Annotated in this window: 5 protein-coding genes and 1 pseudogene; 2 read left to right on the forward strand and 4 right to left on the reverse strand. The window is 41.3% G+C overall.

Translation table 11 applies throughout. From position 1 onward, the window contains the following. Positions 1-709: pseudogene (locus Q0625_RS05160) on the reverse strand (Fe-S cluster assembly protein SufB); the annotation flags it as partial. 256 nt (positions 710-965) lie between these two features. Between Q0625_RS05160 and Q0625_RS05165 the strand changes: the two are divergent. Next, positions 966-3,152: a glutamine synthetase III gene (locus Q0625_RS05165; protein WP_298824130.1), complete on the forward strand. Its 2,187-nt coding sequence runs from the start codon at positions 966-968 to the stop codon at positions 3,150-3,152. A gap of 130 nt (positions 3,153-3,282) precedes the next feature. After that, a complete protein-coding gene (locus Q0625_RS05170) occupies positions 3,283-4,164 on the forward strand; it encodes an NAD kinase (protein WP_298824132.1) in 882 nt (293 codons plus the stop codon). Positions 4,165-4,446: 282 nt separating this feature from the next. Here the strand turns inward: Q0625_RS05170 and Q0625_RS05175 are convergent, their stop codons facing one another. The 3 genes from Q0625_RS05175 to Q0625_RS05185 all read right to left on the reverse strand — a co-directional run bounded on the left by Q0625_RS05175 (position 4,447) and on the right by Q0625_RS05185 (position 7,890). Further along, on the reverse strand, positions 4,447-5,244 hold the full coding sequence (locus Q0625_RS05175) for a BT1926 family outer membrane beta-barrel protein (protein ID WP_298824134.1): 798 nt from the start codon (positions 5,242-5,244) through the stop codon (positions 4,447-4,449). Between the two features lie 103 nt (positions 5,245-5,347). Further along, positions 5,348-6,841, reverse strand: coding sequence for a hypothetical protein (locus Q0625_RS05180; protein WP_298824136.1), 1,494 nt, complete (start codon positions 6,839-6,841; stop codon positions 5,348-5,350). A 353-nt stretch (positions 6,842-7,194) separates the two neighbouring features. After that, a complete protein-coding gene (locus tag Q0625_RS05185) occupies positions 7,195-7,890 on the reverse strand; it encodes a 3'-5' exonuclease (RefSeq protein ID WP_298824139.1) in 696 nt (231 codons plus the stop codon). Positions 7,891-8,100: the final 210 nt, after the last annotated feature.

An 8,100-nucleotide genomic window follows, 5' to 3' on the forward strand; every position in this document is an offset into this window, starting at 1 on the left:
CCACGATAAGCAAGGTACGCTCAAACTGACCTGTACCTGCCTGATTGATACGGAAGTAGGTAGAAAGCTCCATAGGACAACGTACCCCCTTAGGCACATAGCAGAAAGAACCATCGGTAAAAACAGCTGAGTTCAGTGCCGCATAGAAATTGTCTGTCTTGGGCACTACTGTACCTAAGTACTTGCGAACCAGATCAGGGTGTTTCTGTATAGCCTCTGAGATAGCACAGAAGATAATCCCCTTCTCTGCCAATGTCTTTTGGAAAGTAGTGGCTACTGATACGGAGTCCATAACCACATCCACTGCCACAGCAGGTTTATCCTCCACCCCTGCCAAGCGTTTTTGCTCCTCAAGGGAGATGCCTAGCTTTTGGAAAGTCTCTATCAGCTGCGGATCTACCTCGTCCAAGCTATTGAGTTTAGGCTTCTTCTTAGGAGCCGAATAGTAAGCGATATCTTGAAAATCAGGTGTTTCAAACTTCAAGTTTGCCCAATGTGGTGGCTCAGGCATAGACTGCCATATACGAAAAGCCTCCACGCGCCAGTCTGTCATCCATTGGGGTTCGTTTTTCTTCTTGGAGAGCGCAATAACCACCTCCTCACTCAATCCCTTGGGAAAGGTATCTGACTCTATATCTGTATAGAAACCATACTTGTACTCGCTGTTTTCTAATTCTTCTTTCAGTTCCTCTTCAGTGTATTTTGCCATTTTTATAAGGTTTTTAAAAGCTAAAATATTGAATAAAAGATAATTAAATCCTTTTCTATAATTATACAAGGACACTTCATTAGTAGAGGGCAAAAATACTATTTTTTCTACACTTTTTTCACAATAAAAAGTGAAAAAATAAGTAAAGTCATCTCAGTGGGTAATTGTATGAAATAGCAAAAACTAATCATTCAATGATTAACAACTAATCACTTTTTTTCGTACTTTTGTGCGCAGAAATACTAATCCATACGATATGTTACGCTTTACTGCCTTATCTGAAGTGCAAAAGAAGCAACCCGTTGAGGTATCCGATAAGGGACGTGCTTCGGAGCTATTTGCCTGCAATGTATTCCATGAGGAGGCCATGCGTCAGCGAATGACCCGTGAGGCCTTTGAGAGTGTGATGACCTCCATACGCAAGGGCTGCAAAATAGACCGACAAGTAGCTGACCAAGTGGCCATCGCTATGCGCGATTGGGCTATTAGCCGAGGAGCCACTCACTATACCCATTGGTTCCAACCGCTCACTGGAGGCACCGCCGAAAAGCACGATGCTTTCTTTGAGCCTATCGCAGGCAATCGCGCCATTGAACAATTTTCGGGCAACCAACTCGTACAACAGGAGTCTGATGCCTCAAGCTTCCCCAATGGGGGCATACGTAACACTTTTGAAGCACGTGGCTATACGGCTTGGGATCCTTCCTCTCCTCCCTTTGTATATGGGTCAGTACTCTGTATCCCAACGATTTTTATCGCCTATACAGGAGAGGCTCTGGACAATAAGACTCCCTTGCTAAAAGCCCTTACTGCTATTGACAAAGCCGCCACAGAGGTAGCGCGCTACTTCGACCCTGAAGTGGAGAGTGTAGCAAACACCTTAGGTTGCGAACAAGAATATTTCCTTATAGATAAAACCCTCGTAGCCACCCGTCCTGACCTACTTATCACAGGGCGTACCCTGCTAGGGCATGAAGCTGCCAAGGGACAACAACTGGAAGACCACTACTTAGGAGCTATTCCCTCCCGTGTATTGGCCTACATGCGCGATTTAGAACAGGAGTGCCTCATGGTAGGTATCCCTGTCAAGACCCGACATAATGAGGTAGCGCCTAATCAGTTCGAAGTAGCACCCATCTTCACCGAGGCCAACCTCGCCGTTGATCAGAATGCACTACTAATGCACCTGATGCGTAAGGTAGCCGAGCGACATGACTTCACGGTACTTTTCCATGAAAAACCTTTTGCAGGGGTCAATGGTTCTGGAAAGCACAACAACTGGTCTTTGGTAACCAATACAGGAGTCAATCTCCTCTCCCCAGGGAAAACACCCCTGAGCAACTTACAATTCCTTACCTTTTTCCTCTGTACGATCAAAGCTGTCCATAGGTACGAACCCCTCTTGAGAGCTTCTATTGCCTCAGCGACCAACGATTATCGCTTGGGTGCCAACGAAGCTCCCCCTGCCATTGTCTCTGTCTTCATAGGGGAATTGCTAACCAAAGTACTTGATGCTTTGCACAAGGCACAAGGCAAGGACTTTACTCCAAAAGGAAAAGACGAATTAACCCTTAGTGTAGTGAGCAAAATCCCGGATCTGTTCCTTGATACCACCGACCGCAACCGTACTTCGCCTTTTGCTTTTACAGGCAATAAGTTTGAATTCCGTGCTGTAGGTTCCAATGCCAACTGTGGCAAGCCCATGATGGTACTCAACACCATGGTGGCTAAGCAGCTCACTGACTTCAAACAAGAGGTCGATGCCCTACTGAAGGCAAATAACAAAAAAACTACCAAGAAGGAAGATGCTATTCTAAAGGTACTCCAGGGTTACGCTAAGAGTATCAAGCCTATCCTCTTCGAGGGAGATGGTTATAGTAAGGCGTGGGAGGAAGAAGCGCATGCCCGTGGCCTAAGCAATCACAAAACAACCCCGGAAGCTCTTAAGGAAAATATCAGCGAGAAAGCTATTGCCCTCTTTTCCGAGATGCAGGTACTTAGCCCTGTAGAGTTACACGCCCGCTATGATATTGCCCTTGAAGAATATATCAAGACCGTACAGATAGAAGCTCGTGTATTGGGAGATATTGCTCGTAATCATATTGTTCCTACTGCCGTACGCTATCAGAACATATTGATAGAAAATGTCAAAGGACTTAAGGAAATTTTTGGCGAACACTTCCATGAGGTAGCCTTCGAACAATTAGACCTTATTGAGCACATTTCCGAGCATATCAAGGGTATTTATAACAAGGTATCCCAAATGGTAGAAGCACGTAAACGCATCAATAAGATTACCGACCTAGCTGAGAAGGCGGAGGCCTATTGCCATGAGATCAGACCTTTCTTTGAACAAATCCGCCGCCATTGCGACAAACTCGAACTGATGGTTGATGACGAACTCTGGACCATGACTAAATATAGAGAACTGCTTTTTAATTAGCCGATTTGCTAATTTGCCAATTTGTCGATTTGTCAATTTGACAATTGTCTCATCGGCTAATTGTCTAATTAACTAATTGGCTCATCGTCTCATTGACTAATTAGCTAATTGGCTCATTGACTCATTAATTATGAAACTTGCATTATACTCACAAAAATACAAGGCAGCCTATCAGCCGTTATTGGCTGCTATCTTTGAAGAGCTATTGGCTCACAAAGACCAAATTGTTATAGAGGCCGACCTATGGCGTTGCTATAAAGGACAACTTACAGAGGAGGTAAGCGTACAGACTTTCCGCTCAGTGGCCGACCTACCGCCCGATACCGACCTTATGCTTACCATAGGGGGCGATGGTACCATCCTTTGGGCGATGACCTATATACAGCACCTGCAAATTCCTATTTTAGGTATTAATGCAGGGCGCTTGGGCTTTCTGGCAACTATATCCGAAGGAGAAATAGCAGATATGTTTGCCAAAATCCGTACAGGGCAATACACCGTTGAAAAACGTAGTGTTCTACAAATTACCGATAGCGATGGCACCCCCATCTCACCCCTGAACTTTGCGCTGAATGAGGTTACTGTTATCCGACAAAACTCCACAGCGATGATTACTGTAGAGGCCTATCTCAATGGAAAATACCTAACCTCCTATTGGGCAGATGGGCTGATTATCTCCACCCCTACGGGTTCCACAGGGTATTCGCTTAGCTGTGGTGGTCCTGTAATCATGCCTCATTCCAAGACCCTTGTACTCACTCCTATCGCCCCTCATAACCTCAATGCACGGCCGCTAGTAATCCCTGACGATACTGAAATCACCCTACAGGTATATAACCGAGAAGGGTGCTATCTGGCCACCTATGATGCCCGTTCCTGTATCTTACCCTGCAAGACAGCGGTAAAGATCAGCTTGGCTCCCTTTACGCTCTCCACCGTTGCCTTAGAAGATAACGACTTCTTCAAGACCCTTAGGCATAAACTACTGTGGGGAGAAGACAAGCGGAATTAGTGACTAGTGACTAATTATACGTCAAGTTTCTTACAACTTGTACTCTTTATAAGCAAAGTCAATTCGTTATTTAAAACACAATAAAATCCGTGTTTCTATAAGATTAATAAAAACCCTTAGCAGAGATAGAATTTTGCAAAAAAACAACAAATTACGCCTTAAAACTAGACTTCTAAATCAATTAGTAAATCAATTCATTGGCGAATTGTCCTATTGAAGAATTAACAAATAAAAAACTCCCACTCTTATGAGTTGGGAGTTTTTGTTATATTTACCTTTTGATTAGAAGTTCAAACCTAATTTGAAAGAAAGATCTACATTGTAATTAGGACCTCCTAAGAAGTTGAAATGGTGAGTATCGGCAGAGCGTGCACCTACACTTGGGCGAGACTTTGCAGTATATACGCCATAGGAGTAAGAGAGTGGATCCACTTGTACCCCTACAAATAATTTCTCAGGGATAAGGTAATAATCAGCACCTACTGCAGCTGCTACACGGAAACGGAAAGTTTGTGCTTCTGCAGGACCATAATTAAGTGCTTCATTCTTGTTATAGCCTTCATGTACGAAAGAGTACCCTAAGCGACCTCCTACAAACCATACAAGGTTAGGCAAGTATTCTGTATGAAAGAACCTATCACTTCCTAAAGTGACAGCAAGCCCCATAGAGTGTCTCTCTGGTATGGTAGTAAACTCTGGCACAGTAGCAGGAAGACCATTTATAGGAGAGTCTACTCCTTCTTTCTTGGTATATCCAGGGTTTTTAGAAAAGTTAAAACCTGTTGTAAGGTTTAACCTCCAAGAGTCAGATACATACCAACCTACTTCTAAGGCAAGGAAAGCGTCGTTTTTACCTTCTGCAAAAGGTGCAGTCACAGTTACTGAACTACTGCTAGGATCTATCAACTGAGTAGATAACTGATTGTTATATACACGTGTGGCAGCAATGCTTACCTTATTTTTAAGTGGAGAAGCTGCCTCTTTTTGATTTTCCTCTGTGGAAGTAGTTTGCTCCTGAGCTTGTGCATAATACCATAGAGAAGGAAGAAGGGCGATAGCTAAAAGTTTTGTTATTTTCATCTGTACTTTTTTTAAGTTAGACAACAACAGAAAGCGACTCCTGAAAGTGGTGAGGAAGCCAGCTTTCTGTCATTGAAGATTCTTTTAATTATTCCCCACTTTCTTATTTTACACCAAGGGCTGTAAGTTGAGCATTTACGTAGTTAAGTTCAGCTGTTTTAGCAGCAATAATAGCTTGACTTGCTGCGATTTCTGCATTCTTAGCTGTTGTTTCTCTTGTTTTTTCAGTGATATTTGTTTTCACTACATTTGCATGTGCTTCTTCTGCAGCTCTCTTAGCTTCCTTAAGGTCAGTGATAGCATTATTGATAGCTTTGATAAGTTCAGCTTTTGCTCCAGATATATCTCCATTGGTAGTACCACCTAAGGCAACAAGTGCATTGATTTCAGCATCCAACAAAGACACTTTATCTTGAAGTGTTAATAAAGCAGCTCTCTTCTGTGCTAATCCAGTAAGTGCACTATTGAAAGTAGTAATTACTCTATTTACAGCAGCAAGATTTCCATCGGCAGTAAGTGCTGTTTGTGCAGCTCTTAGTTTAGTAGCTGTTTTTAAGGCTGTTGCATAGTTTTCTTGAGCTGTGGTCTTAGCATTCTGTGCAGTTTGTAAAGCTCTTAAAGCAGCTTCATAAGCATTTCTGTTAGCTGTTGTAGGATCTGCATTATAAGTTGCACGTGCACTGGTTACATCAGCTTGTGCATTGGCAATAGCAGTATCAAGAGTTGTATAATCAGGTCTTTCTGGAGTTGCTGCTACAATACTTGCCTGTAGGTTATTTAAGTCTTGAAGAGCTATTTGTTTTTTAGCAATAAGGTCAGTAAAAGTATAACCTCCACTTGTAGGCTTAGTAGCGTCATTATCTGAATTTACAAGTGCTGTTGTTCTACTTGCTAAAGCAGTTGGAGTTATACCACTATAATCTAGATTACCCACATTTGCAAAGTTTTTCACATAAGCAAATACATCTGGATCGCTTATAGGTGAATAAGTTCCATCTCCATTGTTCTTATACAATGCTTTTACAAGATTAGTAGCTAACAAACCATCAGTAAACGCTTTTACTACAGCTGCCTTTGCATTTGTATAAGCTTGGCTTGCTACTTCTTGTTGCTGAGTTGCTACTTCTTTTGCAGTTTGTTTAGTCTTTATTTGATTGTTAAGCGCTACTACATCGGCTAAATTGGCTGCTGTTACAACTGTTTTTTCATGTTCTTTAGCAGCAATTTGACGATTGTAAGATTCCAAATTACGAGCCAATTTTTCAGCCGCTAAATCCACTTTGGATTGGAGAGTTGCCTTGCTTGCGGTTCTATCAGCATTTTCATTTTGAGCTGTTACAATATTAGCTTTTTCAGTAGCAATTTCTCCAAGAATTGCAGTTTTTCTTTCTACCAAAGAAGCAACTAAAGCTTTTTTAGTTTGTTCAAGCTCCATTGCTTTTTGAGTCTTGTCTTCAGCAAGCTTTTCTTTAGCGCGTTGTTCTTGTGCTGTACGCAGTGCTTTTGTGCTTTCTTCTTCTTCATTCTTTACACATGAAGTAAGAACCAATGCTCCTGATAGGAAGAGCAAACTTAACGAGGTAATTTTTTTTCTCATCTTTATTAAATTTAAATTATCAACTATTCAAATAAATTATTGCATACAATAAATAAAATTACACTTAAATTATGATTGTTTGTTATGTAATTTTACGGAGACAAATTTACAAAATTATTTCAAACAACCAAATAAAAAAAATAGATTTATATTCCAAAATATATTTATTTTGCAGTTTTATTTTCTAAAAATAAGAATGTTTTTTAGACTAAACAGAAAAACACTAATTTATCATTTTACCAATACAACAAGAAGAAGATTATTTTATCCATTTATTAAAAGATTGTTATCTACCGAAATGTATCTTACCAAATAATAGTTTTACATTATAAAGAAATGAGACAACAAACTAATTAGCTTGTTATAAAGATTTCTTTTTCTGTAAGAAGTGGTTCTCCTTTCATTCTTAGGAGAATTTGGGCAACAGTAAGAGTATCACGCTCGCAATACTTACGAATGCGTTCTATATCGTGCAGCTCATAATAAACATGCATCACTTCGCTGCCATCTATATCTTCCTTAGGAGAGGGAATGCCGAGGGTGTAAGCTAAGAGCTTGAGAGAGGTGTAGTGTTTATAGTCGCCAAACTTCCACAGCTCCAAGGTATCCAAGTGAGGCACCTCCCATGGTTTCTTACCATAATATTGTAGCATCTTAGGAATAGGTAATCCTTGTACCAAGAGACGACGAGCAATAAAGGGAAAGTCAAATTCCTTGCCATTATGAGCCGCCAGCAGGTGGTGCGGTCCGCTGAAGTGCTGTTCTAGTAGTTCAGAGAAAGCCTCGAGAATCTCTCGCTCCTCACCTGTAAAAGAACGCAAGCGAAACTGTCGCCTGCCATCGGCAAATCTCAGATAGCCTACCGAAATACAAACGATCTTGCCAAACTCCGCCCATATCCCTGCCCGAGGGTAGTAGTCCTCAGCCAGAGTCTCTCCGCGGATATAGCGTGTCTTCTCCTCCCATAATTCTTGTGCCTGAGGGGGTACTTCACTATAAGAAGAGTATAGGGGAACGGTTTCTATGTCTAAGAATAGGATATTGTTCAAGGGTTAGGGGTTAATAGTTAATGATTTAGGTTTCGTAGATTCTGTAACCCGCTGATGTTCATCCCCCTTACCTTCTCTCCAAAGAAGGAGGTTTTATCTACAAATAATAATCTATCTGTCACAAAGGTGATTGTCTATAAAAAGCAACTTACGAAACTTAAATTAATGGTTAATCATCATAATGACCATAACAGGTAAGCATCAATACTT

The organism is uncultured Capnocytophaga sp., assembly GCF_938029845.1.
Lineage (GTDB): Bacteria > Bacteroidota > Bacteroidia > Flavobacteriales > Flavobacteriaceae > Capnocytophaga.